Source organism: Chryseobacterium sp. PvR013 (assembly GCF_017833095.1).
GTDB classification, from domain to species: domain Bacteria; phylum Bacteroidota; class Bacteroidia; order Flavobacteriales; family Weeksellaceae; genus Chryseobacterium; species Chryseobacterium culicis_A.
The window spans coordinates 81,788-107,744 of the sequence record NZ_JAFIBT010000001.1; the positions used below are offsets into that span (position 1 = coordinate 81,788).

At 37.4% G+C, this 25,957-nt stretch carries 18 protein-coding genes; 16 read left to right on the plus strand and 2 right to left on the minus strand.

The annotated features are described in order from the left end of the window. Positions 1-21: 21 nt before the first annotated feature. On the minus strand, positions 22-1,464 hold the full coding sequence (locus JOE44_RS00375; protein ID WP_209783847.1) for a contractile injection system tape measure protein: 1,443 nt from the start codon (positions 1,462-1,464) through the stop codon (positions 22-24). Positions 1,465-1,508: 44 nt separating this feature from the next. After that, on the minus strand, positions 1,509-1,829 hold the full coding sequence (locus tag JOE44_RS00380) for a hypothetical protein (RefSeq protein ID WP_209783848.1): 321 nt from the start codon (positions 1,827-1,829) through the stop codon (positions 1,509-1,511). 573 nt (positions 1,830-2,402) lie between these two features. On the opposite strand from JOE44_RS00380, the gene JOE44_RS00385 reads away from it, so the two are divergent. The 16 genes from JOE44_RS00385 (at position 2,403) to JOE44_RS00460 (ending at position 25,921) form a co-directional block, all read left to right on the plus strand. After that, complete coding sequence (locus JOE44_RS00385; protein ID WP_209783849.1) at positions 2,403-2,987, plus strand: DUF4255 domain-containing protein; 585 nt, start codon at positions 2,403-2,405, stop codon at positions 2,985-2,987. Positions 2,988-3,054: 67 nt separating this feature from the next. After that, a complete protein-coding gene (locus JOE44_RS00390) occupies positions 3,055-4,773 on the plus strand; it encodes a phage tail sheath C-terminal domain-containing protein (RefSeq protein ID WP_209783850.1) in 1,719 nt (572 codons plus the stop codon). Positions 4,774-4,851: 78 nt separating this feature from the next. Continuing rightward, positions 4,852-6,573 (plus strand): phage tail sheath C-terminal domain-containing protein, encoded by a 1,722-nt coding sequence (locus JOE44_RS25060; RefSeq protein WP_245169664.1) that lies wholly within the window; start codon positions 4,852-4,854, stop codon positions 6,571-6,573. A gap of 36 nt (positions 6,574-6,609) precedes the next feature. Beyond that, entirely contained in the window at positions 6,610-7,041 is a 432-nt protein-coding gene (locus JOE44_RS00400) for a phage tail protein (protein WP_047378138.1), read from the plus strand. A 23-nt stretch (positions 7,042-7,064) separates the two neighbouring features. Next, positions 7,065-8,438: a phage tail sheath C-terminal domain-containing protein gene (locus tag JOE44_RS00405; protein WP_209783851.1), complete on the plus strand. Its 1,374-nt coding sequence runs from the start codon at positions 7,065-7,067 to the stop codon at positions 8,436-8,438. A 35-nt stretch (positions 8,439-8,473) separates the two neighbouring features. After that, positions 8,474-8,905 carry a phage tail protein gene (locus JOE44_RS00410; RefSeq protein WP_047378138.1) on the plus strand — a complete coding sequence of 144 codons (432 nt, stop codon included), beginning with the start codon at positions 8,474-8,476 and terminating at the stop codon, positions 8,903-8,905. A gap of 2 nt (positions 8,906-8,907) precedes the next feature. Further along, complete coding sequence (locus JOE44_RS00415) at positions 8,908-9,375, plus strand: phage tail protein (RefSeq protein ID WP_047378137.1); 468 nt, start codon at positions 8,908-8,910, stop codon at positions 9,373-9,375. 201 nt (positions 9,376-9,576) lie between these two features. Next, a complete protein-coding gene (locus JOE44_RS00420) occupies positions 9,577-9,738 on the plus strand; it encodes a DUF5908 family protein (RefSeq protein ID WP_209783852.1) in 162 nt (53 codons plus the stop codon). Further along, positions 9,738-10,472 carry a LysM peptidoglycan-binding domain-containing protein gene (locus JOE44_RS00425; protein WP_245169665.1) on the plus strand — a complete coding sequence of 245 codons (735 nt, stop codon included), beginning with the start codon at positions 9,738-9,740 and terminating at the stop codon, positions 10,470-10,472. The genes JOE44_RS00420 and JOE44_RS00425 overlap by 1 nt, the downstream gene beginning before the upstream one ends. 1 nt (position 10,473) lies before the next feature. Next, a complete protein-coding gene (vgrG, locus tag JOE44_RS00430; RefSeq protein WP_209783853.1) occupies positions 10,474-12,219 on the plus strand; it encodes a type VI secretion system tip protein VgrG in 1,746 nt (581 codons plus the stop codon). 5 nt (positions 12,220-12,224) lie between these two features. After that, entirely contained in the window at positions 12,225-12,515 is a 291-nt protein-coding gene (locus tag JOE44_RS00435) for a PAAR domain-containing protein (RefSeq protein ID WP_034699500.1), read from the plus strand. A gap of 156 nt (positions 12,516-12,671) precedes the next feature. Continuing rightward, positions 12,672-13,082: a GPW/gp25 family protein gene (locus tag JOE44_RS00440; RefSeq protein WP_047378134.1), complete on the plus strand. Its 411-nt coding sequence runs from the start codon at positions 12,672-12,674 to the stop codon at positions 13,080-13,082. An 89-nt stretch (positions 13,083-13,171) separates the two neighbouring features. Next, the gene (locus tag JOE44_RS00445) at positions 13,172-16,222 is read left to right on the plus strand and encodes a baseplate J/gp47 family protein (RefSeq protein WP_209783854.1); all 3,051 of its coding nucleotides are present in this window, start codon (positions 13,172-13,174) and stop codon (positions 16,220-16,222) included. 24 nt (positions 16,223-16,246) lie between these two features. After that, positions 16,247-19,099: a hypothetical protein gene (locus tag JOE44_RS00450; RefSeq protein ID WP_209783855.1), complete on the plus strand. Its 2,853-nt coding sequence runs from the start codon at positions 16,247-16,249 to the stop codon at positions 19,097-19,099. Next, positions 19,089-22,214 carry a PKD domain-containing protein gene (locus JOE44_RS00455; protein WP_209783856.1) on the plus strand — a complete coding sequence of 1,042 codons (3,126 nt, stop codon included), beginning with the start codon at positions 19,089-19,091 and terminating at the stop codon, positions 22,212-22,214. Before JOE44_RS00450 ends, JOE44_RS00455 begins: the two co-directional genes overlap by 11 nt. Positions 22,215-22,294: 80 nt before the next feature. Next, positions 22,295-25,921 (plus strand): hypothetical protein, encoded by a 3,627-nt coding sequence (locus JOE44_RS00460; RefSeq protein ID WP_209783857.1) that lies wholly within the window; start codon positions 22,295-22,297, stop codon positions 25,919-25,921. The last annotated feature ends 36 nt before the right edge of the window (positions 25,922-25,957 follow it).

Consider the following 25,957-nt stretch of genomic DNA (forward strand, 5'->3'; position numbering starts at 1 on the left):
TTTAGAAAATGTAACCTGTTATTACCAGTTTACGAATATGAATTTTTTCTGCCAGGGGAGTTTTACGAGACCAATTCCCCACGAAAGTTTTTCAAGGAGAATATCCTGTGTTTTTCGTTCTACGGTAAGGGTGTAATCAGAGTCGGTGATGACTAATTTCCCTGGTCGCTGGAAAAACTCGTTTTGCAATAAGGCAGCAGATGATTTTTTCATGGGAGCCCAGTTGTGCTGTACACTCTCTATTACATTTTTAGCCTGTTTTTTATGCTTACGTGAAAGTTTAATATGCCTGTTAATTGTTTGATGCATTGGGATATTACACAGGAATTTTTCAAAAATCATGTCGTATTCAGGAGCATTTATTTTTCCGGTGGCGATATAATGTAAGAGATGAGCGCACAATTCCGGATCAGTAAGCTGCTGGGTTTTTGGATCAAGGAGCTCACAGTGTTCAAACAAGGTTTTGATGAATGGATGGATCAAAATAAGCCCTGCATTTTGAATGTATTGTCCCTCGTTCTGATTTACCTCTTCCTGAATTGTAGCATTTTTTTCCTGAATGGTTTCTATTGAAGTTGTTACATTTTCAGGTTGATCTGCAGCATTCGTTTTGAGGCTTTCAGAAATTTCATTTTCTGTAATAAAAGGGAATATCTTAACTACTGTTTTCCTGTTCTGATGATTGCTTTTTGTTTGTGATAAGCCCATCTGTTCTATTGTTGAAATTTCCCGTAAAAGATACTCCCGGAGATGAGGATTGGATGTAGTCAAATACTCTGATATTACATTGAAGATCAAACGCCAGATGGCAATTCTATCCGTATGATTCAGTTTCGATAGATGGTGTATTGTATCTGTTTCCAGATTGACCATCAACTCCTTATTTTTCAAAATTGCCAGGCATAATTGAGCAATTTGTTCATTGGAAAGCTGATTGATAAGCCGGTTTCGGACATTTTCTTTTGACAAAACAGATACTATGTTCTTTTGAAAATTATTGGCCGAAATTAGAAGGTTAAAAACCTTTGGTTCCAATATAGCCATAGTATTGCTCTCAGAATTCCACCAGGGCATAGCTCCTTTTTCTAAAAAATAGATCAATGCTTTGAGCATCTTTTCCTGATTGTCTACCAGGTAGGCTTTAGTATCACTTTCTGTTTCCTGATGAGAAGTTTCAATAGGTTTAGTAATTTCTGACAGTTCATCTTTAAAGAGTTCAGCTATCTGATCTTTTAACTCCATATTTAATGCGCTGCTTTTTACATCCACATTTAATTCTAAACGGGGAATCTGCAACGTATGACCAGCCAACTTATATTCTAAAGCCCTGATATGCTTTTCTATTTCCGGAAAAACATCAATAGATAAAAAGCTGTTGATATCATCTTTTATACGCAATGCCTTTTCTTTGTTGTTGACGGTAATTTCAAGAAAAACTTTCTGAATGATATGATTTTGCTTCACATTAAAGAGGTTTAAATGATACAATATTGGGAATCGTCAGACCGTTACTTTTTGTCGAACTCTCCACCCCAGAAACTTGCAGGACAAAGGCTGAGTTTAGATCTCTGCTTGGCACTCAGTCTGCATCCACAGCCTCTGACAAATCCGTCTTTTGGACCATCTATCACTTCCAGGGTCTCTGGATTGAGCCATTTCATTGCGTTACAATTGTTGCCGTTTTTTAAAGGACATGCATTACAAATTTCTTCCCTTAAAGAGAAAATAGCTTCTTCATTTTGGTCTGCCACACCCAATTTTGACCGTAGCTCATTAAAATGGCCGCCAATGATTTCATTGCGCTTACTGAAAAGATTTTTAATGTTCATATGATTAATGTTTTTAAAATTATTGGGTCAAAATTAGAAAGAAGAGCTCCTATTTTTCGAATGATAAGGCCGCTCTATTCTGTCTTTGCAGTAAAAGACAAAATCATTTCCTAATGATGCAGATTCATATTTTCTGTAAACAGCCGGATGCAAAAAAGCTGATCTTTCTCATCAGGAAAGCATATGTTTTTTTGGAGAACTTATACTTTGAGACACTCAATCAACCTATTCGATTATTTACCATCCAAAAAATGCTGAACTCATAAAAACAGCTATTTGATTTAGGGATGATCATCTGTTGAAATACAATGTTTTTTTTAAGCAGAATAAGACTCAGTTAACAGACTGAAATTTGACCCTCATGAGAGCAAGAAAATCTTCGGATTAAAATTTGATTTTTCACTATCGTTTTTAACGTATTTATCCTCAGTATATTAATGGTGCTGTTTTTAGTTTTCTTCTATGAGAATTAAAATCAGATTTACTGCAAAGACTGTATTGAGCGCCCAAAATATTTGTCTTTTGAGGGGGCGTGATTGTATGTTTGCACCATAATAATTAAGAACAGAAATTATGATTAATAAAGTATTAACAGTTTTAAAAAATCAGCTAAATGCTCCGGATGGTTTATGGGATCCTAACGTTCCTAACGAAATTGAAATTGCTGTTGTTGATGACATCGCCAAACATGATGACAACACGGAAGGCCTTAGTAACAAAGTAGTAATTAGTCTGCTCAATATTGAGGAAGAATCAACATTGAAAAACAGATCAAGGTATCAACCGGTTGTGGTAGAAAACAATCCGGTACGATATGATAAAGAAAGTACTCCTGCTTACTTAAATCTATATGTAATGATCGCTGCCAACAGAAGTACATACAGCAAATCTTTACTAAGTATTTCAAAAGTTATCGAAGTATTTCAGGCCAAGAATGTATTGGAGTATGTTGACCTTGAGCCTCAAAACAATTTCAGTTTCAGAATAGAACTGCATTCCATTCCCTTTGAACAGCTAAGTTACGTCTGGGGTTTATTAGGCGGAAAAATAATGCCTTCTGCTTTATATAAAATCAGTGTGATCAAGATTTCAGCGAAGGAGGTAGTTCCTGTTAAATTAATTAATGACATTCATATACAAAGTATTAAAGTTGATTAATCATAAAAACTAAAAACTAAAAACTAAAAACTAAACTAAAAACTAATAACCCTTTAAACTTTTAAACATGTTAAATCCAGCAACACCAGGTGTTTCTGTTGAAGAAATTACAAGACTTCCATACTCGGTTGCCTACATAGAAACAGCTATGCCAGTATTTATTGGGTATACCGAACTACTCCCTGTTGGGTATAATGAGCCTTTCATTATCAGTTCTCTTTTAGAATATGAGCAATATTTTGGAAAAGCAAAAGAAGAAAATATTCAGCTACAGGATGTAGAAGGCAAAGGAGTAACTATTGTAGCCCCTCAGGTACAATTTTTAATGCATTATTCGCTGCAAATGTATTTTGCCAATGGCGGCGGACCTTGTTATATCATTTCTGTAGGGGATTATACATCAGCAGAAGTACAATTATCCTCATTGGAAGCAGGACTGGCTAAAATCGATCATAAAAACATTAAAGAACCGATTCTTATTATTTTCCCTGATGCTATTTCACTCACCAATGAATCCGAATTTTATAGCATTTATAATCAGGCTATTGATAAAGCTAAAGATGAGAAGAAAAACAGATTTGTTATACTGGATACCTATTACGGAAATTCTGTTATCCAATCAAACAATCTTACCACGATTGAATCTTTTAGAAATAAAGTAAACCCGGCTAATCATGCGGCAGCCTACTTTCCTCACTTAAAAACTATTTTGAATTATACTTTTGATGAGACTAAGACACCCATAGTACATACCGGTTTACAAAAAGCAGGACAAGGAAGTGCTCTTTTTTATGCGGGTGAGATCGCTGCTTTAGATGAATTAAAAAGTTTAGCGAATGCCGAAATCTCAACCGGTTCTGCGGATGCTTACGTTCTTGCCGACTTATTAGATCAGGCTATTGCAATAGCAGAAGAAGTGAATGAAATAGCTGATGCAGGCGATCAAAAAAGTACTTTAACAGAAGTAATTGATGAGGCAAAAGTTGTGTTGGAAGCGATATATGACGGAATAATAGATGATTTTATGATTCCCGATGGTTTAGACGAAAATGCACCGGCTTTCAGTGAAGAGTTTGATGCATTAAAAACTGCAATTCTTGAAGTAAAAGACGAAAAAGGAGATGCTAACGGGATTACACTTAAAAATCTGGAATCATCCAATTCGGCACTGTATAATCAGGTGAAAAAAGAAATGCAGTCATTAAAAGTTGTTTTACCGCCATCATCAGCAATAGCAGGAGCATATGGCAGAATAGACAGCACAAGAGGAGTATGGAAAGCTCCGGCCAATATCAATATTAACCATGTCATTACTCCGACAGAAAAAATTTCCGATCATGAACAGGCTGCATTACATATGGATGTTTTAGGGAAATCAATCAATGCAATCAGAACTTTTACAGGAAAAGGTACCTTAATCTGGGGAGCCAGAACCCTTGAAGGGAAAGATAAAAATAATGAGGGGAAAGATAACGAATGGAAGTATGTACATGTACGCCGTTATTATAATATGATCAGACAATCGATCAATGATGCACTCAACAAGTTTATGAATGAGCCTAATATCCCTCACACATGGTTACGGGCAAAAACAATGTTGGAAAATTTTCTTCACCAGCAATGGATGGAGGGTGCATTAGCGGGAAGTACTCCGAAAGAGGCTTATGAAGTAACCGTTAAAGGAGTAGAAGGAACTACTATAATGAATGTAGACCTTAAAATAGCATTAGTGCGCCCGGCAGAGTTTATTGTACTCAATTTTTCGCACAAATTGCAACAGTTCTAAAAAGAGAAAATCAATCACGAATAAATATCCGAAGTTTTACTTCGAAGAATAATTAATATTAACGTAAAATTTTTTAAAATGAATTACAAAACCCCTGGAGTTTACGTGGAGGAACAAGGAAAATTTCCCCCTTCCGTAGCGCAAGTTGAAACGGCTATCCCTGCTTTTATTGGGTATACAGCGGATGGACCGAAAAATAAACCAACGAGAATTGCTTCGATGTTGGAGTATGAAGAAATTTTTGGAAAAGCAAATCCGGAAATCTTCGCTGTGGCTTTCAAAGATGGTGTTGCGACAGCAATTCCAACCAAGGTAAGCGACTTTAAAATGTATTATGCCATGCAGATGTATTTTGCCAATGGTGGTGGCCCTTGTTATATTGTTTCTGCAGGAGATTATAAAAGCCAGGAGGCTGTAGGTGCTCCTACACCGGCGGAAGCTTTTTTATCCGGTCTTGAATTATTAAAAAAAGAAGACGAACCTACTCTAATCGTTTTTCCGGATCTTCAAAGTTTAGCTCCTTCTGCTGCTGATATTGCTGCTGCTTCTGCTGTTGTTACGTCTGCAGTATATGCTAAGAATGTTGCTTCTGCCGCTAAAAGTATTGCAGGCGTTGTTGCAGACGCTGTTGCAGGGGCTAATGTAGATGCTGCTGTTGCTGCTGCCGTTGCTAAGGCAGCTGAGTTTAATGTTGCTAATCCTAACGATTTACAGATTGCTGGTGCTAAGGGTGGTCAGGCTGTTGTAGTTGCGGTTAAGGCTGCTGCTGCGGTTGCTAATGCTACTGTGGCTACTGTTAAGGCTGCTGCTCAGGCTGTTGTTACTGCTCTTGAAACAGATTTTACTACGGCTTCTACGATGGAGACTGATGCTCTTGCTGCCAGCAGTCTTGTTACTTCCAGAGCAGGTGATCCTGTTGCTATTGGGAAAATCTATGCTTTGTACAATAAAGCTTTAGATCAGGCAGAATTATTAAAAGACAGGTTCGTCATTATGGATATTCTTCAAGACGTTGCTGCTTTTAGAGATAAAGTAACTTCTAAAGGTTTGAAATATGGTGCGGCTTATTATCCAAGATTGAAGACTGTTTTAAGCTATGATTTCAAAGATGCCGATGTTTTAGTTACCGGTGCATCTGGGATTACAACTTTAGCCGCATTGAAGAGTGCTAATTCTGAAATGTATAATCAGGCTAAACAAGCAATCGAGTCTGCATCAGTAGTGCTGGCACCATCCTCTGCAATTGCCGGAGTTTATGCCAAAGTAGACAGTACTTCCGGAGTATGGAAAGCGCCTGCTAATGTAGGGCTTAGTTTAGTAGATGTTCCTGCCGTAAAAATTTCTACCAAAGAGCAGGATCTGCTTAATGTAGATGCTGCATCAGGAAAATCAATCAACGCGATCAGAACTTTTGCTGGAAAAGGAACATTAGTCTGGGGAGCCAGAACATTGGACGGAAACAATAACGAATGGAAATATGTACCTGTACGTAGATTCTTCAATATGGTAGAAGAATCTGTGAAGAAAGCTACAGAACGTTTCGTATTTGAACCGAATACTGCTAATACATGGACTCGTGTACAGACTATGATCGAGAATTTCCTTGATCAGCAATGGAGAGATGGAGCATTAGCAGGAAGCAAGCCGGAAGAAGCATATTACGTAAGCGTTGGTCTGCACAAAACAATGTCGGCTCAGGATATTTTAGAAGGAAGATTGAACATCGAGATCGGTATGGCTGCAGTTCGTCCTGCTGAATTTATCGTACTCAATTTTTCACACAAATTACAGGAAGCATAAAATCAATTAAATAACAATTAAAATTAAAAATAAATTATGAGTACATATCCATTAGTAAAGTTTGCCTTTGAAGTAGATTGGGGAGGAACAAAAGTAGGATTTCAGGAAGTCAGCGGTTTAAATGTTGAAGCAGCTTTAATTGAATACAGACATGGCGCAAGTCCTGATTTCAGTAAGATTAAAATGCCTGGAATGAAAAGTTTCAGTAACATCACCTTAAAAAGAGGAACTTTTAAAACTGATAACGAATATTTCGACTGGTTCCAAAGCATTCAGCTAAGTACAGTAGAACGCAGATCTATCACGATCTCCCTTTTAGATGAAACAGGAGCTCCTGCAGTAACGTGGAAAGTGAAAAATGCATTCCCTCTTAAATTACAATCAACAGATCTGAAAGCTGAAGGTAACGAGGTGGCTATTGAAACCCTGGAAATTGCACACGAAGGATTAACTATTGAAAATAACTAATATTAACTTTAAATTTTTAACAAATGAATTACAAAACACCTGGAGTTTACGTAGAAGAAATTGCGAAATTCCCACCATCTGTAGCACAAGTAGAAACGGCGATCCCTGCTTTTATCGGACATACAGATAAAGGACCAAGAAATGAGCCGACAAGAATCTCTTCTATGTTGGAATACGAAACAATTTTCGGAGGAGCAAAAGATGAAAAAACAGCGTTCTCGGTTACGATTGAAGATACTGTTGTAACGGCAAAAATAGACAACGCCAAGCTAAGTCCTTATAAAATGCATTATGCTATGCAAATGTATTTTGCTAACGGTGGCGGACCATGCTATATTGTTTCAGTAGCGGACTATGAAAAAACTCCTGCATTAGGAACAGAAACAGTTGCCGGCGGTCTATGGTTCGGATTAAAATCATTAGAAAAAGAAGACGAACCTACACTTATTGTTTTCCCGGATGCTGAAGTTTTGGGAGCAGATGCTTACAAGCTATACAATAAAGCTCTGGATCAGGCAGAAGATTTGAAAGACAGGTTCGTTATTATGGATGTTTTTGCAGATGCTGCTGCTTTCAGAGCCGGAGTAGATGCTGCAGGTTTAAAATATGGAGCTGCCTATTATCCAAAACTGGAGACTGTTTTAAGCTATGGCTTTGATGATAAAGATGTTAAAATCGAGAGCTACAAAGAAGTAAACGATGCTGGAGTTCTTGTGGATGTTGTAATGCCTCAAAATGGAAATACGTTAGCATGGTTGAAATCAAGAAGTTCAGCGCTATATAACCAGGCTAAAAAAGAAATTGAATCTAAAAGAGTAGTACTGGCTCCATCTTCATCAATTGCCGGAATTTATGCTAAAATAGACAGTACTTCCGGAGTATGGAAAGCACCAGCCAACGTGGCAATCAGCAATGTACTGGCACCTGTTGTAAAAATTTCTAATGAAACGCAAGACGGTCTTAACGTAGACGCAGTAGCAGGAAAATCAATCAACGCAATCAGAACTTTTACAGGAAAAGGAACGCTGGTTTGGGGAGCAAGAACATTAGACGGAAACAGTAACGAATGGAAATATGTACCTGTACGTAGATTTTTCAACATGGTGGAAGAATCTGTGAAGAAAGCTACAGAGCGTTTCGTTTTTGAACCGAATACTGCCAATACATGGGTTCGTGTACAGGCTATGATTGAGAATTTCCTTGACCAGCAATGGAGAGATGGAGCATTGGCAGGAAGCAAGCCGGAAGAAGCGTATTACGTAAGCGTTGGTCTGCACAAAACAATGTCAGCTCAGGATATTTTAGAAGGAAGAATGAACATCGAGATCGGTATGGCTGCAGTACGCCCGGCTGAATTTATCGTGTTACGTTTTTCACATAAATTACAGGAAGCATAAAATACAATTAAATAACAATTAAATATAAAAATATTATGAGTACATATCCATTAGTAAAGTTTGCCTTTGAAGTAGATTGGGGCGGAACAAAAGTAGGATTTCAGGAAGTCAGCGGTTTAAATGTTGAAGCAGCTCTAATTGAATACAGACATGGCGCAAGTCCTGACTTTAGTAAGATTAAAATGCCTGGAATGAAAAGTTTCAGTAACATCACCTTAAAAAGAGGAACTTTTAAAACTGATAACGAATATTTCGACTGGTTCCAAAGCATTCAGCTAAGTACAGTAGAACGCAGATCTATCACGATCTCCCTTTTAGATGAAACAGGAGCTCCTGCAGTAACATGGAAAGTGAAAAATGCATTCCCACTTAAATTACAATCAACAGATTTGAAAGCTGAAGGTAACGAGGTGGCTATTGAAACCCTGGAAATTGCACACGAAGGATTAACTATTGAAAATAACTAATCATGGCAGTTTTATATCCTCCAACCAGTTTCTCTTTTATTGTTAATGGGATTTCAACAACAGAGGGTATTGACTCCAGATTTCAATCTATATCTGGTTTATCAACAGAAATTGGAACTGAAGAATATGCCGAAGGAGGCGAAAACAGATTTACACACCAACTTCCTTTGAGACCCAAATATCCTAATTTAGTTCTTAAACGTGGGTTAATCGTAAGTTCCGGATTGATAAGCTGGTGTAGAAATGCGATGGAAAACTTCCAGTTTGAACCCAGAGACCTGATCATTTCTCTTTCAGGCGGGATTCAGTCTACAGCACCCCTAATGGTTTGGAATGTAGTAGGAGCATACCCCGTAAGATGGGAAGTATCCGAATTCAACGCAGAAGAAAGCAAACTTGCTATTGAAACCATAGAACTGAAATATAGATATTTCACAATACCCTCATCGTTAGCAAGCTTAGGCTTGTAATTTCTAAATCAAATCTAAGCACCTGAACGTGTGTTAGTTTAAAGATAAATTTTACCTAAATCTTTTTTCATAAAAAACAACAGATTGGTCTATAACAGAGACTGAACACACCCTTCATGTGCTTGGATTTTTTTAAATAAACATGTTAAATCATTGGTTATTAGTGTTTTGAATATTAATGATCATTAAAAAACAAACGAAATGCCAATAGAAATAAAAGAGCTTCACATTAAAATAAATGTGGACGAAAAAGCAGCAGTAGTTACAACTGCCACATCGGTAGATGAAGCACAGCTCATGCGCGCCATCAGCGAAAGTGTAGAACAGGCAGCAAAGATAGAACACCGTAAAAAAGAAAGATAATGAGAGGCGAAATAAAAAAAATAAAGATAGGAACGTACGAAGATTCTACATATGGGAGAATGATTAGTAGTACTGCTTTTGTGGCTCTTATTAATCCGACAGGTTTCTCTTTTACACGTAAAAATGAATATAATACGACACAGGAACCTGGAGCCAGTGCTACAGACCCAAAATACATCAATGCAGCTCCTCAATCCTTACAACTGGAATTTTTATTTGACGGTACAGGCGTAACAGAAGCCAATTCCGGTAATAAGCTTATCAATAAAATAAAGGAAGGCTTGGGAAAAAGAAATCCTTTCAGTAAAAAAGCAGTAGAAGATCAATTAGCTGAATTTTATGTAGCTACCGGAAATTATAATGGCTCGATTCATAAACCGTATAATGTTATAATTATTTGGGGAGAATTTGAATTTAAAGGGGTTTTGACTGAATTTACAATAGATTACAAATTATTTAATAATGATGGAACTCCTCTGAGAGCTGTAGGAAAAGCAACATTTGCAGGAGCAGTGAGTAAGGAACTTGCAGCAAGAACTGTAAAAACTTCTTCTCCGGATCTTACCCATAAAAGAATAGTACAGGCTGGGGATACATTGCCCTTAATGACCGAAAGAATTTACGGAGATTCCAAATACTATCTGGAAGTAGCTAAAGTAAATAATCTTGTCAATTTCAGACAGCTAAAACCAGGGCAGGAATTATTCTTTCCACCGTTAGAAAAAGTTTCATAATATGAATAATAGCGGATACATACAAACAGCAAAAAATCCAGATTTAGTTACCTATAAGGTCATGTCTGGAGGCACAGAACTGCCGGGGAAGTACGGAGTGAAAAACATTATTGTGGAAAAAGAATTCAACAGAATTCCTTATGCCCGCATTGTTATTTTAGACGGAAGTGTACCGGACCAGGATTTCAAGCTCAGTAATGAAGATCTGTTAATTCCCGGAAAAGAAATTGAGATTACCGCTGGATACCATTCTGAAGAAGAAACCATTTTTAAAGGAGTTGTCGTAAAGCACAATATCAAAATCAGAAACGGTTCTTCTTATCTCATTGTAGAATGCAGAGATAAGGCTGTAAAAATGACCTTAGGAAGAAAAAGCAAATATTTCTACGAAAGTACAGATAGTGATGTTATTGAAGAACTGGTGGGTAACAACGGACTTACTGCCGATGTTGAAACGACTTCCAATTCACATAAAGAATTGGTTCAATACCAGGCTTCTGATTGGGATTTTATGCTCACCAGAGCACAGGCCAACGGTAAACTTTGCTCCGTTGAAGACGGAACCATCAAAATTGCTAAACCTGATTTTAGTGGTGAAGCCATAGAAACAGTAGTTTACGGATCATCTGTACATGAATTTGACGGAGAAATTGACGCCAGAGACCAATTCAACAAAATTACAGCCAAAACATGGAGCTATACCGATCAGGAACTCACTGAAGTGGAAGCTCAGGATCCTGCCATTACCCTCAATGGAAATCTTTCATCAGGGGATTTAGCAGATGTTTTCGGAATTGAAGACCTGCAGCTTAAGCATGGGGGAAATCTTACTCAGGGGGAACTGCAGGAATGGGGAGATGCCAAAGCCACTTTTCAGCAATTAGCCAAAACAAGAGGAAGAGTAAAATTCCAGGGAATTCCATCGGTAAAGCCGGGAGTTTCATTGACGCTTCAAGGAGTTGGAAACCGATTCAATGGGAAAATATACGTAACCGGTGTCCGCCATGAAATTGCCGAAGGAAATTGGCTGGTAGACGCTCAGTTCGGACTTTCTCCAACATGGTTCTCAGAAACCTATGATATAAGTGAAATGCCGGGTTCAGGAATTATTCCTGCTATAAGCGGATTACATGTAGGAGTCGTATCTCAATTGGAATCAGATCCGGACGGAGAAGATAGAATTTTAGTGCAGATCCCTATCATCAATAACGAGGAAGAAGGGATTTGGGCAAGAATAGCTACCCTTGATGCCGGAGGAAACAGAGGATCATTCTTCAGACCCGAAATCGGAGATGAAGTCATCATCGGATTTATTAATGATGATCCCAATGATGCCGTGGTACTTGGAATGCTGAACAGCAGTGCAAAGCCAGCTCCTATTGTAGCTTCTGACGATAACCATGAAAAAGGATTTGTGACCCGGAGCGAAATGAAAATGATCTTTAATGATGATAAAATCTCATATACGCTTGAAACTCCAAAAGGCAAAAAAGTAATCGTAGATGAAGATGCAGATGTTATTAAAATCGAAGACGAACACTCTAATATTCTTACTCTTAACAAAGATGGTATTAGTATGGAAAGCGGGAAAGACATCAAGATCAAAGCAAAGGGTGATATCAACATGGAGGGAAAGAACATTAATGTAAAAGCGAGCGCTCAGCTCAAAGCAGAAGGAAGTTCAGGTTCTGAGCTTAAATCAGGAGCAGTAACCGTAGTAAAAGGATCTCAAGTTAAAATTAATTAATAATCATGAAACCGGCAGCAAGAATTACAGATATGCATACCTGCCCTATGGTGACGGGAACAGTTCCCCATGTAGGAGGTCCTATCATTCCGGCAGGAGAACCCACGGTACTTATCGGCGGAATGCCTGCAGCAAGACAAGGAGATAAAGCAGTATGTACAGGGCCACCGGACACCATTGCGTCAGGATCCTCAAGTGTTTTGATAGGCGGAAAACCTGCCGCAAGAATGGGAGATTCTACCGCTCATGGAGGGGTAATAACCGCAGGTGATGCTACTGTTTTAATAGGCGGATAATAGGGAAGGCAGCTTTTAAGACCATCATAAGCTCCCGTATACATAGAATCTGACTAAAAATAAAAATGTAAAACATCAATAATAAAAACGGTTAGAATAACCAAAAACTCTATGCTACAGATGAAGGATGTGAACATTCAATATAACAAATAACGTATGAAAATAAATACAGATTTTTTAGGAACAGGCTGGAGTTTTCCGCCTGAGTTTAACGAGACTGAAGGAAAACTGGCCATGACCACAGATGTAGAAGACATCAATAACAGCCTTAAGATTTTATTGTCAACACGCCCTGGTGAACGGGTCATGTTCCCAAACTATGGGTGTGACTTGCAGGAAATGCTCTTTAAACCTCTGGACTTAACGCTGATTACTCAAATGAAAGGAATCGTTGAGCGTGCTATTTTATATCATGAGCCCAGAATCAATATTCTAAGTATTGAAATTGATACTCAGGAAGAACTTCAGGGTGAAGTTTTAATACAAGTTGACTACGAAGTAAGAAATACTAATACAAGAAGCAATATGGTTTTCCCTTTTTACAAAGGAGAAGCTACCGAAATATAATGAATTACGGGATGTCTGTAGCCATTTTGAATACTACCAAACACTACAATAAGTATTGCATCTGACCATAGAAAGATAAATATAAACAAATGAAAAAAACAGATACATTTTCACATTATCGTGAAGGAAAATCACAAATGCAGCGCTTTTTAGCAGAACTAGATCCTGGGAATCTTGAGTTACACGATTTCGATTTGTTTGACTGGCTATTATTCGCAAACAATTTTGCTCAACATGTAAACTATTTTGACAAAGATGATAATACAAAACCAAAAGGAAAGTGGGGAAACTTCTTCCTGGGTGATGATGCCGACGCTATCCCTCGTAGAGAAAGCGTTGAGTATAAAAGTATGAAAAAACAGGTTACAGATCTTATGTCCCAGTTTGAACAGGATAGCAGCCTGACGCCTCACCTGACATTATTTGTTTGCTTTTTAAAATTATTGGATTTCTCAAAAAAAGCATTTAATAATCTGACGAAAAGGCACCTGGACTTCTATTATAACGAAATTCTTCAAATTGAGAAAAATGATGCCAAATCAGACAAAGTCTATGTGATTTTTGAACTCGCCAAAAAAGCGATTCAGGAAAGAATTCCAGTGGGTACATTGCTGGATGGGAATAAAGACGCTAATGGCAAAAAACGAATCTACAAAACAGGTGATGAACTTGTTGCCAATCAGGCCAAAGTAGTGGAGATCAAAAGCTTTTTAAACGATGTTGAAAAAAGAGAACTGAAAATGGCTCCGGTAGCCAACTCCGCAGACGGTTTGGGTGATAAATTGCCGGCAGACGGTAACTATTGGTGGCCGTTTGGATATAATTCCGATGAGACCAATTCAAATAAATCCATTTATAAAGAACTTCCAAAAGCTAAACTTGGCTTTTCAATTGCCTCCTCACTTTTTGATTTAAAAGAAGGAGACCGTACCATCACCCTTAAGATTGATTTTAATAAAAATTCAACCCAAAAATTACAAAATCTTTCAAAAACAGATATTAAAAATAATATCAAAGTGCTTTGCAGCGGAGAGAAAGAATGGTTGTCAGGTGCTGTTTTAACATGTATTAAAAACGAAGAAGAAAGATTAGAACTTTCTATTACATTACAAAAAGAGTTCCCGGCTGTTGTAAAATACAATAAAGAAGTGCTGGCAGAAACATTTCAAACCAGTTTCCCTGTGGTAAGATTGATGATCGAAGGAGAAAAATACTATGATCTATATGAAGCTCTTTCAGAAAAATCAATCAAGAACATCGAAATAGCGGTTGATGTAAAAGGAGTAAAATCAATTCAGATAGAAAATGACAATGGGGCCTTAAATTCAGAAAAGCCTTATTATCCTTTCACCGCACAACCTGTTAAAGGATCTAATTTCTATATCAAATGTCCTGAAATGTTTTCCAAAAAATGGCAGAATGCAGACATTACGATCAACTGGAAGAATGCTCCGGATTCTATAAAAGATTTATACAGCGGATATGTTATTCAGCCTAATCAAAATATAAGTTTAACCGATTTTGAGGGCTTAAAAAATTCTTCAATCGTAGGTTCTGATGCTTACTTCAAAGCGGATGTTGCCTTGCTGGATAAGGAAATCTGGTACGAAAAGGCCAATGATATTGATGTATTCACGAAAGGAAAGGACGCTTATAACATTCAGTTTTCTGTAAATAATGCAAGTAATAAGGCTGGAACAAGCGAGACCATCAGGGTAACACTGAATCAGTCGTCATTACAGGATGTGTATCCTAAACTGTATACATTGGCATTATCAAGTAATCCGACCTTTAAAAAGCTTATTCCCAACGAGCCGTATATTCCTTTTGCTGAAGATATAGAGCTGAATTACAGTGCGAAAGAAAATGTGTATTCGTACCTGGAAAGAGAATCTGCCGGAGAAGTTTCAAAAAATAAAGAAGTACAGCTGTATCATGAAGACGTATTCGGTCAATACGAAAAAGAAGTAGAAACCAACAGCATTGTACCGGTACACCAAAATGGAGGTGAATTGTACATTGGCCTGGAAGCAATGCCTCAGACTACAGTATCACTATTAATTCAAATGCTGGAAGGAAGTGAAAATCCTTTAGCAGATCCTTTCCTGGAAAAAGAATTTATAGAATGGCATATCCTTTCAAACAATTCATGGATGAGTTTGTCGGATTATATGCTGCAGAACGAGACCAGAAAGTTCCTGGAATCAGGGATTGTCAAGTTTAAAGTGCCTAAAGATGTCGACAAAAGCCACACAAGATTTACCGACGGATTAGTCTGGATCAGAGCCAAATCACAAAGAAGCTATGATGCCGTATGTAAAATCCAGGGAATCTATACTCAGGCGGTTTTAGCAACATTCCAGAATCAGGATAATGACCTGTCTCATCTCAATAACGGACTGGAAGCAAAAACCATTGCTAAACTGATCTCCAGAGTTCCTCAGGTAAAATCTGTCAGCCAGCCTTATAACTCGTTTGATGGCAAATACAAAGAAACAGATACCGAGTTTTACAGACGTGTAAGTGAACGATTAAGACATAAGCACAGAGCCATCACACAATGGGATTACGAACATTTGGTATTACAGGAATTCCCGGAAGTTTTTAAAGTAAAATGTTTAAATCATACTTCCGAAAAATCCTATATGGATCCTGGACACGTTACCCTGATGGTAGTTCCGAATATTAAAAATAAAAATGCTTTTGATGTCTATCAGCCGAGAGTAAGCAGAGCCTCTTTGAATAAAATTCAGAATTATGTAAATGAATTAAATACAATGCACGTGAAAGCTCAGGTAATCAATCCTAATTATAAAGAAGCAAAAGTAGAAACAAAAGTAAAGTTCTTTGAGCAGTATGATGAAACATTTTATACCAAACAGCTGGACGAAGATATTAAAAAGTACATATCGCCATGGGCTTTTACAGACTCTGAAAATATTGATTTTAATGTAGAGCTGAATGTGAATCAGTTGGTTAACTATCTGGAGCAGCTGTATTATGTAGACTACATTGATGATATTAAAATACTGGTGAACAATATCCCGCAAAGGCAGTCTTTAATTGAAGTAGATCCAAAATCAATTCTGGTATCTGCCAAGCAGCACAATGTCACTATTACAGAACAGGTATGTATTTAATAATAAACAAGAAGAAACATAATCATGTCAGAAAATAAACATATTAGTATATCAAAAAATATAGAAACCGGAGATCAGACAGATTTTCATTTTCTACGCAAAACAGGGATTGAATACATAGAAAAGTTAGGAGGAAAACTCTGGACCGATTATAACTCTCATGATCCTGGGATCACCACGCTGGAAGTGTTAAGCTATGCCATCACGGATCTTGGGATGAGGATGAACCTGAATATGGAAGATATCTTAGCATCTGATGAGGTAAATAAAGACATTCATACCCAGTTTTTAAAGGCTGCAGAAATTTTACCTTCAAGACCTTTAAATGAACTGGATTACAGAAAGTTGTTTATAGACATCAACACGACTGGAAGCCTTAAAAGACCGATCCGTAACTGTTGGTTAGTTCCTAAAAATGAAACATTATATGTCGATTGTAAAACCGGAGATATAGACTTTAAACCGATCGGAGAAAAGACAGAACATTTTAACGTAAAAGGATTGTACGACCTTTATGTAGATTATGCCGAAGATATTGATGGGGATGGTATCGGATGTGAAAGATCTAATGTCAATATCAAAATATTAGACAGTTACCATGCCAACAGAGGACTTTGCGAAGATCTGGCAGAAATTAAAGAAGTTGAAATTCAGAAAGTTGCAGTGTGTGCCCGTATCGGACTTGTCAGTAAAGCAGACGAAGAACTGGTGCATGCTAAAGTCATCAGAACAATCAATAATTATCTGTCTCCGGAGGTTCATTTTTATTCACTGAAACAAATGCTGGATAAAGGTCTGACTACAGATCAGATTTTTGAAGGTCCGCTTCTGGATAATGGCTTTATCGATACGGAAGAGCTTAAAAACAGCCAGTTAAGAAGAGAAGTTCGTCTTTCTGATATCATCAGTGAAATCATGAAAGTTGATGGTGTTAAAGAAATTCATGACGTGTCTATTGCAGGTTGTGATAGTGTGATCAAACAAAATAATGATTGGCTGATCTGCATTGAAAAAGGCAGAAAACCGGAACTGTGTGAACTGAGTTCATTCAGTTACAGTAAAGGATCTCTTCCGTTAAATATCAATAACAAAAAAGTTAAGGATTACCTAGAAACTCTTAAAAGGGAAGAAGAAGTACTTAGAGACGATGCAAGACAGAATAAAGAGTTGGTATTGCCTCAGGGAACTCCATATGATATTGCAGACTATGCTACGATTCTGAATGAATTTCCGGATACCTATGGAGTAGGAGAATCTGGAATTATTGGGAATTCATCCCCGGAGAGAGAAGCGCTAGCCAAACAAATGAAAGGGTATTTGTTATTTTTTGATCAAATCCTTGCCGGTTATTTCAAACACCTTGAAAAAGTAAAAGAAGTATTAAGCATTAATGGTAAGTTAAAAAGAACCTTTTTTACACAGACTCTTAAGAATATTAAAGGCTTTGATGAATTGGTTTCTGACTATGATACCGAAAGTGATGATCAACTTACAGATTCGTTATATGAAGAGCTGGATAACAGTGTGGAACGCCGAAACGAAGTATTGGACCATCTGATCTCCCGTTTTGCGGAAACATTTAGTGACTATACCTTCTTAATGAAATCATTGTATGGGAAATCTACCGATGAAATTGTCTTATACAACAAAGAAAATTTCTTAAAAGAATATTCATCACTAAGTAAAGACAGAGGGTTGGGATATAATTATACCTTAATCGGAGATTCAGATCTTTGGAATACCAGCAATATTTCCGGTGTTCAGAAAAGAATTGCCCGTTTGCTGGGGATTAAAGATTATACCCAGAGAAACTTATCTCAGTCACCGGTATCCATTATTGAAACAACAGATAATGCCGGTAAAAATACGTATACCTGGAAAATAAAAGATGCCGGCGGCAATATTATCTTATCCTCTGTGAACAGCTATACGACTGAGCATATTGCAATCAAAAATCTGAATGAAGCCATTTATCAAACCATTCAGATTGATCAGGAAGATCTTGAAAATGCATTAGCCAAATTAGATGAGAAACACCCTGAAGTTACATTAGAAAAACTGAAAAATTGTGAAAAGGATTACTGTATAATTGGAAATATAAAAATCCGTGTTTCATTAGGAGGTAATTATTATTTTGAAATTCTGGATGACCAGAAAAATGTCATTGCTGTTCACAAAAAAACCAATCCTTATTCAGATTTGATAGAATTGAAAAAAGGAATTGAAGATACGGTGAAGTATTTCAAATATGAATTTACAGAAGAGGGAATTTTCCTTGTTGAGCATTTATTATTAAAGCCAACCACTAAAGATTATAAGCTTATGGGAGGTATTGGCTGTATGTCTATCGGAGGTACTTTCAAAATAATGTATGACCTGCAGGAAGAAAACCCTACAACAGATCCGATAGAATATTCGGAAGCCTTTATGTCTTCGTGTGAAGAAGGTTGCGAAGCGGATGTTTTTGACCCTTATTCTTATAGGGTGAGTGTTGTTCTTCCCGGCTTTGCTTATCGTTTCCAGGATCCGGATTTCAGACGTTATGCGGAAACCGTGATCAGGCAGGAAATTCCTGCTCATATTTTAGCAAAAATTTGCTGGGTGGGAGATCGTTTGAGTGAAAAACAAACCGCTCAGAATGATTTGGCTGAATTTGAAGTAGCATTTAAAAAATACCTCTCAGATAAATCGAGGAATAATATTATGAATCTTGGAAACAGCATTACAGATTTATTGACTGCTCTCAGCCATTTAAACAATATTTATCGACCAGGAAGGCTTTTAGACTGCGATGCCAATGATAACGACAGTCTGGACGGAAAAATCATATTAGGACAATCGAACTTATCAAAAAAAATGAAAAATAATGAACACTAAATTAGACAATGTAACAACCCAATATAGAAAGTTCAACGACAATCAGGCGTTAACAGAAGGGCAATTAAACGAATTTATAGACTATTTTGAAGATCAGGACAGGCTATCAAGAACCCGTCTGAGTGGTGTGGGAGTAGTGTGTGGTTTTCAATCGGAATACATAGAGCTTGAAATCTTACCTACTTTAGCAGAAAAAACAGCCGGATCCGTAGATAGAGATCTTGAGATTCCTTTTGATACCATTGCCATTACACAAGGAGCCGGGGTAACTACGGATGGAGACTTAATAACACTGCGTCAGGTAGAAGACAAAAAATCAGAAGCTGTCATAGATTTTCAGGCTAAAAATTACAGATACTATAGAAATTATGTTGATGTCGTAGGATATGAGCATTTTCGTATCGGAGGACAGCAAATCCCTCTTTTAGAATTATTTACAACACAAGAGTATAAACAGTTATTGAGAGAAGGGGCTAATGCCGGAGATTTTAAAAAGGTAGTAGATATTCGTAGTTCATTAAGTGATAAAATTGTAATTCTGTATCTGGAAAGTTATTCTAATGACGAAACCCCATGTAAGGATGCAGATTGTGACAATAACGGTGCAGAGCAAGTGTCTGATCTTAAAGTGCTTCTGGCAGATTCAGCATCTGTTTCAGAGCTTATTGCCAGGGGAGATGCAAAAGATACCATCTATAAACAGCATGATGTTTATGAAAAGCTTTTTGACAGTTTACCCAATATTGAAGCCAAAAGAGTTATTCTGGATACGCTTGTTAAAACAGCACCGCAGCTGAAAACAAAATTTAAAGGAGCCATAAGTACGGTTGCAGAATTAAGTGAAGGATTTACTTCTATTGCGGGAACTTTTAATATCAATATGAATCTGGGAGGTCAGACATTATTTGACAAACTGAACCCTTTACTGTCAGGCACTTCTCCAGGTTTAGAAGATTATCAATACCGATATGATTTACTAAAGGATCTGATGGATACCTACAATGAAATAAAAGGTTTGATCCTGCATCTGAATGTTGAATGCTGTCCGGATATTGCTTCATTCCCTAAACACCTTTTGTTAGGACATGTGGGAGCAAAGCAGGAATTAGGAGAATATACTCCTTTCCGTCACGGTTTTTATAATTCACCGGTTACTACCCATGATGATGAGAATTATGAAAGAGTCATCATGCTTGCCAATCGTTTTGTGCAGAAAGTTAATGGATTTCAATCCTATATCGGACGTATTAAAATCACACCTTCCAATCTGAATGTAAGATTGGGTCATAAAGCAATCCCGTATTACTATAATGTAGATAAATCTTTATTGACTCAATGGAACTTTGAAAAAACAAAAACCGATAGGTCAGCTTATAACCTAAGTTATCATACGGCCAATTTAGCAGGAGAAGACTTTATTCAGAATCCGCTGAATTATAACATTGACAATAATGACTTCTACAGAATTGAAGGTCACATCGGAATGCCTTATAAGACAGCATTACAAAACATCAATGATCTTAAAACACAATACGGGTTAGCCTTTGATGTCATTGCATTGGTCTTGGATAAAGGTGAAAAACCTGGCAGCGAGCCGCCAGTCAGAGAGAAAACAGTATCTATAGAAGAACTTAGAAAGCAGTTGGTATCCATTTCCACTGATGTCAGCAACAGAACCGGCAATTCACAGAATACTTTACTGAACATTTCTAAACTTGATGAACAGTTAAGATTACTGAACCAGGCTGAATTCTCAAAAGAAGGATCACCTGAAGGAATTACCGTTGTAAAACAAGATCCTAAAAAAGATGTTGTAAGCGAGCTTTTAAGCGAATTCGTAGAGCGAAAACCAGGTCTTGAACATATGGCGGGTGTAGAACCGGGTGGAACCTTTGCTTTGATTTATAACTCAGAATCTGATAACCAGGTTCTTGCGGATTTTTCATTACCTTACTTATGCTGCTCTAAAAAAGAGCCTGTATTTTTGGTATTGCCTGCGAACAAGCTATGTCAAAGAGATAATCCTGTTGCGCTTACACTCGTTCCGCTAGACGCTCAGGTAAAAGCATTTGTAAATGGTACTCAGATTCCTGCCGTTACACAGTCCGGAGGTCAGAAATTATTTGATCCAGGTTTGGTTAGCCCCACTTATTTTGGGCAGACAATCACGTTTACCGTTAATGATGAACCTGTAGAATCTACGATGGTGGTGTACGCAGAACCTGTTATTAGCGTTACTGTCGGAGAAGTTGTCTATGGTGAAGATGTTAATGATCCAAAAGCAACCGTTACATTTAATGTGAGCGGTCATCAGGCAGGATATTCTTATAACTGGAATTTTGGTGATAATTCATCAGGAAGCCAGGTGCCGGATACCAATGGGAATGTTACTCATACCTATTCATTAGGAGTAGCCAATCAGGAAGATATTTTCAGGCCTACCTTAACGGTCAAAAATCCGAATGGATGTAGCACAACATTTACCATTACTCCGGTTACGTTAAAACTGGTGATTAACAAAAATACCAGAATATTTATTTATTTCGATTCTTCAGGTTCTATGAACTCAACTTTAAGACCATTGGAAACGATGAAAGCAACCTTACTTAAAAACAGATTGTTGCCTTTATATGGAAATGATTCTGTAGCATACGATGAGAAAGTACAGGTGGTATCCAGAAGTTCAGAAAGAACATTCGACTTCCTGAATATGGAAGGTGGACAGGCAGCGGTAGGTAATGTAATTGTTATGGTCTTCCAGGATGAAGCAGACTCTATCTATCACAGCTATCAGTCTATTACTCCTAGAACAAATGGTTTCTCAAATGATATTCAGGCTTTAAAAACCAGAATTGCAAACAATTTTGGTACAAATAATCCTAATTATTATCGAGGAATAGTGTTCCAGGTAGATGGAGATGCCAGATTCCAGGAGCTTATGAAAGCAGTAGAAAATGGTTCTAATGCTTCTTATCCTTCACAATTCAACCTTCAATCCGAAGTGGCAGCAGGAAAAGTAAAATTCAAATATAATATTCCTGATGGAGATACTCCTGAAAACTACTTGAGTAAAGTTGTTGGTGCGCTTCAAGAGCTGGGTTATAACATTCCTTAATAATAACAATAACTTCTTAGGCGGGTTTCTGCCTGAGAAGTTATTTACCAGCTTAATACAATCATAAAAAATGAATTACAATGAAGAATCAATTAAGTAATATATCAGTTCAATATCGAAAATTCAGTAAAGGACAGTATATAGAAGATCCGGATCAGTTCAATGAGTTTCTGGATTTTTTTGAAGATCAGGACCGTTTGTCCAGAGTGCTGCTGCAGGGAGTAGGTATTGTATGCGGCCTCAAACCAACACTTATTTATAAAAACAGGCTGCTGAACAGCATACAGCTTTCACAGGGAGCGGCAATTACCACCGACGGAGATTTACTCACCCTGAATACTACCAGCAAGACGAGTGAAGATCTGTACATGAGTGACCTGAAAACGGTAGATCTGGAAAATAAAAAATTTACCCACTTTAAAGTATATGATAATTTTAAAGTAAAATATCCGTCCTTTTATGAAGGAAGCGAGCAGATAGAATTATGGGAATTGGCAACAGCTCAGGAAGCAAGAACTGATTTTCAGTCTATCAATAACCTTACAAATTTAGAAGACAAATACCTGCTGCTGTATTTGGAGGATTATGAAAAAGAAGTTAAACCTTGTAGAGGTGTTGACTGTGATAATCATGGAATACAACAAATCAGAAACCTTAAGGTATTAGTTACTACAGCAAGTGGTATTACTCATATTCTTGGAGAAGAAGGTTTTTCTCTGCCCGATCCCATAACAGGTGTCGTTACACCCAAAAGAAAAGATCGTCTTCAGCCTCATCCTTTGTTTATAGAAGATATCATGGAGCCTGTAAAACAAAACCGTATTATTTTAGAACGTTTTGTTTCAACAAACAAGATGGAAGTCTCTGATTTAAAAAAGATGTATATCAAAGCCGTAGATAAAGCTGATTATGGGAAGAGTATTTTTGAAAAAATCGCAGCAATCGCTAAAATTTTAAGAATTCCAGGTGCCAGCTATGAATCTTTCAAAGTATCACTAGACAGAGTTATTAATCAGGAAACAGGCTTTCAGTATACTTATGATGTGATAAAGGATTTGATGGATACCTATTCTGAAATCATAGAATTACTTCCTAAAGCATTTACCAAATGTCTTCCCGATTTTGCCTCTTTTCCTAAACACATCATGCTTGGGAAACTAATAACAGATGTCCAGCTGGATTCCTCAAGACATCAGTTTTATAATTCGCCTGCTTTAGACGATGAAAAAGCGACCCAAAAAGTTAAAACCTTAATCAATCGTTTTAATCAACAAGCGGGAAATTTTGATCCTGATAATATTATTAAAAATAAAGTGCGGGTTAAAATTACCCCGTCGCAAAAATTAAATCCTCTAAGCAATAAAGCGGTTCCTTTTTACTACAAGGCTACAGAAGAATTTTTAAAAACATGGAATTTTGATAAGACCAGCAACCGTTCATCTGGAAATAATTTGACATTTGATACGGAGTGGGTGCCAGTAGGGCTGTTTGAAAAAGAAAACCCTTTAAATCTCAATATAGATAACTATTCGTTTTATAATATAGAAGGCCATCAGGGGATGGATCACCGAATAGCTTTTGAACAGATAAAAGAAATCAGGGATAAGCAGCAGCTGGGATTTGATATTATGCTTTTGTCTTTAGAAGAATTGGTAGGCAATAAAGATCTGTCAAAAGCTTATTTCAATGAATATATAGAAAAGAACTCAGGGTTAGAACACAAACGGGGCGTTGAAAGAAGAGGGACTTTTATAATGGTTTACGATTCCATAAAAAATCCAAAAGTTATCGCAGATTTTTCACTTCCATACATCTGTTGTACGCCAAAAGCAATTGTTAAATTAAGTTTGCCTACTGCTGTTATTTGTGCTGAAGCCAGTCCTATACCTTTTACAGTATTCCCTTTGAACGGAGTTGTAAAAGCGAGTGTTGGCGGTGGAGTAAAACAATCCGGCAATGGACAGTATATCTTTGATCCGAAGTCAGTAGGTGAAGAGTTCCACGGTCAGGAAATTACTTTTACAGTGAATGGGAAACCTACGAACTGCAGTATCAAAGTTATTTCACAGCCGGAAATAAGTATAGCGGTTGGCGATGTCTTCTATCCGGAAGGTGAGTCTATCATAACGGAGGTAAACTTTAAAGTTTCAGGACCAGACTTTGCAGACTACACTTATAATTGGGATTTCCTGAATAATGGACATGTCATTAACAAGCAACCGGATGAAAACGGAAATGTACGCTATGAGTTCTATAATCTGGATCCTAAAAATATTCCATTGATAAAAGTGGAGGTGAGCGGTCACGGTTGTACTGAAAACATAGCGATAGGAGATTGGTATAATGGGCCGGTTTCGTTAAGTCTGCCAAGTACTGTTATTTGCTCTAGAGCCGATTCTATACCTTTTACAATGTTCCCTGAGAATGGTATTATTAGGGCTTATGTGGGTGCTGAGGAAGTTAAGTATGTTATTGTATCCTCGGGTAACGGGTATTCCTTCGATCCAGGTCAGGTGGGTTCAGCTTTGTATGGGCAATATATTACCTTTACTTTGGATGATAAAGCAACTAGTTGCCGTATTAAAGTTATTCCACCACCTAAAGTGAACGTTAATTATACTGTTGATTATCCAGCAAATGGTTCAACAGAAACCATAATAAACATTGACGTTTCCGGACCTTACTTTACAGACTATATGTACGAATGGGATTTCCTGGGGAATGGACAGTATACTCAACCACAACCTATAAATGGTAAGATAAGTTACAAATACACCAATCTGAATCCAAATAATATTCCGGTAATAGGGGTGAAAGTGACTGGCGGCGGATGTTTTCAAAGTATATCTGTAAGAGATTGGTATACCTCATTACGTTTGCTGCAAAATGTTATTTGCTCTGAAGCCAAACCTATAGATTTTGTTGATGTAATCCCTCAGAATGGATCTATAAAGGCGTATGTTGGTAGTGTTTCTGTTGGGGGTGTTGTATCTGGTTCCTTCAATCCGCAATTAGTGGATCCTGCATTCCATGGTCAGACCATTACTTTTACGATGAACGGAAAACAAACCAATTGCAGTATCAAGGTTATTAAGCAGCCGAATATTGCAATATCTGTTAAATCTGTTGATTATCCTACGGGTGGTTCAAATGAGACAAAAGTATACCTTGAAGTTACCGGACCAAATTTTGGAGACTATACCTACAGTGCTGATGGTAGCCCGCTTCCTAAACCGGATATCAATGGAATTACAATTCATAGATTGTATAATCTGAATCCGGAAGGAAATCCGACCATAATGGTGACGGTGAGTAACGGAGAATGTACTCAGACCATGAGGTTAACCAATTGGTACAAGCCTGCATCTGTTGTAATAAACAATATCGACTTCTCAAAAGGAGAACATGTACAGTGCTGTGAAAGCATTAAGCCTATTGTTATCGTTGAACCACGCGATACAAAAGCCCTTGTGAAAGATAGATTTTTTATATTGGAAGGAGCCGCAAATGCTGGTGAATTATCAATGCTTCTTTATTCCTGGTTTCAGGTAAGTGGCCCATCCGTAGCTATACTTACCTATGATATTGAAAAACCATTCCTGAAGGTTACTAATTTAGTCGCTGGGGACTATAAATTCCGATTTATGGTTTTTGATGCAAACAGTAATGCATTTGATTTCAAAGACGTGAATGTAAATCTGGCGTAATAATCAGACTTCTGTATCTGATCATAAACGAAGAGT